At 76.2% G+C, this 2,192-nt stretch carries 3 protein-coding genes and 1 pseudogene; 2 read left to right on the top strand and 2 right to left on the bottom strand.

Annotated features, from left to right (window positions below; genetic code table 11):
• Window positions 1-537: pseudogene (locus ICW40_RS16970) on the top strand (AIR synthase-related protein); the annotation flags it as partial.
• Window positions 538-585: 48 nt separating this feature from the next.
• Here ICW40_RS16970 and ICW40_RS16965 read toward each other — a convergent pair.
• The gene (locus tag ICW40_RS16965; RefSeq protein WP_221655190.1) at window positions 586-1,107 is read right to left on the bottom strand and encodes a GNAT family N-acetyltransferase; all 522 of its coding nucleotides are present in this window, start codon (window positions 1,105-1,107) and stop codon (window positions 586-588) included.
• 180 nt (window positions 1,108-1,287) lie between these two features.
• The gene (gene rpmB, locus ICW40_RS16960) at window positions 1,288-1,479 is read right to left on the bottom strand and encodes a 50S ribosomal protein L28 (RefSeq protein ID WP_221655189.1); all 192 of its coding nucleotides are present in this window, start codon (window positions 1,477-1,479) and stop codon (window positions 1,288-1,290) included.
• Window positions 1,480-1,720: 241 nt separating this feature from the next.
• Here rpmB and ICW40_RS16955 point away from each other — a divergent pair.
• Window positions 1,721-2,192 (top strand): DAK2 domain-containing protein (locus ICW40_RS16955; RefSeq protein ID WP_221655188.1); only part of this gene is annotated, 472 nt, incomplete at its 3' end.

The raw sequence follows: 2,192 nt of genomic DNA, 5'->3' as shown, positions 1-2,192 counted from the left end.
GTGCTGGCCCACGCCGGCGTGCGCGGCCGGTCGGCCGCCGGGCTCGCGCTGCTCGGGTCGGGCCGGTGGGACGACACGGACGAGACGGCGGCCGGGGGGCTCAGGGGCCTCGTCGAGGGCTACCGCCGTCCGGTCTCGCCGCTCGCGGCCGGTCCGGCCGCGGCACGTGCGGGCGCGACGGCGATGCTCGACGTCTCCGACGGGCTGCTGCGCGACGCGGGGCGGCTCGCCCGGGCGAGCGGCGTCGCGATCGACGTCGACGAGCCGCGCGACGCGTTCGCCGACGACCTGGCGGCGCTCGAGCCCGCGGCGCGCTGGCTCGGTTCCGGCACCGCGCGCGCGGACGCCGAGCGGTGGGTGCTCACCGGGGGAGAGGACCACGGCCTGCTCGCGACCTTCCCGCCGGGCACGACGCTGCCCCCACCGTTCCGCGCCTGCGGCCGCGTGCGCGACGACGAGAGCGGGACAGCCGGCCAGGTGACGGTCGCCGGCCGGCGACCGACCGGCTCGACCGGCTGGGACCACTTCGGCGGCTGATGCCCGCCCCGGCGGTGTCGGGCCCCGAGACTCGGGGCGGGCGCGTGCTCAGCCGCGGCGGTAGCGGACCTCGGTGAACTGCTGACCGCCGATTTCCTCGATGCGCTCGACGCCGTCGCGCGTGAAGCCGTTGCGCCGGTAGAAGTGCGCGGCGCGCTCGTTGGCCTCGAGGACCCACAGGGTGACGGCGGAGCCGGCGGGGACGGCCGCGAGGACAGTGCGCATGAGCTCGCGGGCGATGCCCTGGCCCCAGGACCGGGGCTCGAGGTAGATCGTGTAGATCTGCAGCGTCGTGCGCTCCGCGTCCTCGTCGAGGCTCGGGCCGAGCGACGCGAAGCCGACCACCCGGTCGCCCTCCTGGGCGACCCACACGGTCGTCTCCGGCTGAGGGTTCTCGAGGCGCTCGCGCCACTCCTGCGTGCGGGCCGCGACGTCCAGCCCGGCGAGGTAGTCCTCGGCGACCACGCCGGCGTAGGCCTGGCGCAGCGAGGCGACGTGGACCGTCGCGATGCGCTCGGCGTCGGTCACGGTCGCGGGCCTGATGACCACCTCGTCCAGCTCTTCCACCATGGCGGCCACCCTGCCATCAAACCGCGGTCCGATGCCAGGCGATGGGCGAGTCTTTGGATGGTCTTGGCCCGGACGTCGCCGCCGCGGTCGTGGCCGGACGCACGACGACGCCCGCGGACGAGGTCCGCGGGCGTCGGTGGCCGGACGTGCCGGCGGGGTCGTGAAGCCTGTCGTGCAGGCTCAGGCGGTGCGCTGCACCTTGCCGGCCTTGAGGCACGAGGTGCACACGTGCACGCGCTTCGGGGCGCCGGCGACGACCGCACGCACGCGCTGGATGTTCGGGTTCCAACGACGCTTGGTGCGGCGGTGGGAGTGCGAGATGCTGTGCCCGAAGCCCGGACCCTTGCCGCAGACGTCGCAGTTGGCAGCCACGTTCTCTCTCCTGATTCGTCAGTGCACGCCGCGCGCTCACCGACGGTTGTCGCGAGGGCGGCGAAGTCATGTCCGGGGCCGAGGCCCGCCACCGTTCCGGGGCGCAGGCTCGGTGCCCGGGCGTGGCCGGGCAACCTCGATAGGGTAGCCGATCGCGGACCGGTGCCCAAACGGCCGCCCTCCGGCGCCGTCGTGGCAGCCGACCGGGAGGACGGGTGGCACGGGTGGCACGGGAGGTGCGGTGGGGACGACGGTCACGGTCGACGCCGCGCTCCTGCGTCGCTGGTCCGCGGGCGCCGTCGCCGCGCTGCAGCGGGCGAGCGGCCGGCTCGACGCCGACAACGTGTTCCCCGTGCCCGACGGCGACACCGGGACCAACCTGCTCCTCACCGTCGCGGAGGCCGCCGACAGCCTGACCGCCCTGGTCACTGCCGCGTCCTCGGCCGAGGGAGAGGACGCGGCGGTCGCCGGTGGGCCGGTGCCCGTCCGCCTCGCGGCGCAGGCCCTGATGCGGGGCGCGCTCGTGGGTGCGCGCGGCAGCTCGGGCGTGATCGTCAGCCAGTACCTGCGCGGCCTGCTCGGCTCGCTCGACGTCGCCCCGGGTGCCGGCTCGGCGACGCTCGACGCGGCGGCGGTCGCCCGGGCGCTGCGCGAGGCCGCCGACGCCGCCTACGGCGCCGTGGGGGAGCCCGTGGAGGGCACCGTCCTCACGG

This window comes from Actinotalea ferrariae, assembly GCF_019733465.1.
In the GTDB taxonomy this organism is placed as follows: domain Bacteria; phylum Actinomycetota; class Actinomycetes; order Actinomycetales; family Cellulomonadaceae; genus Actinotalea; species Actinotalea ferrariae_A.
Note: the sequence above shows the minus strand (reverse complement) of the source record. Positions and strands in the feature narration are given on the sequence as shown.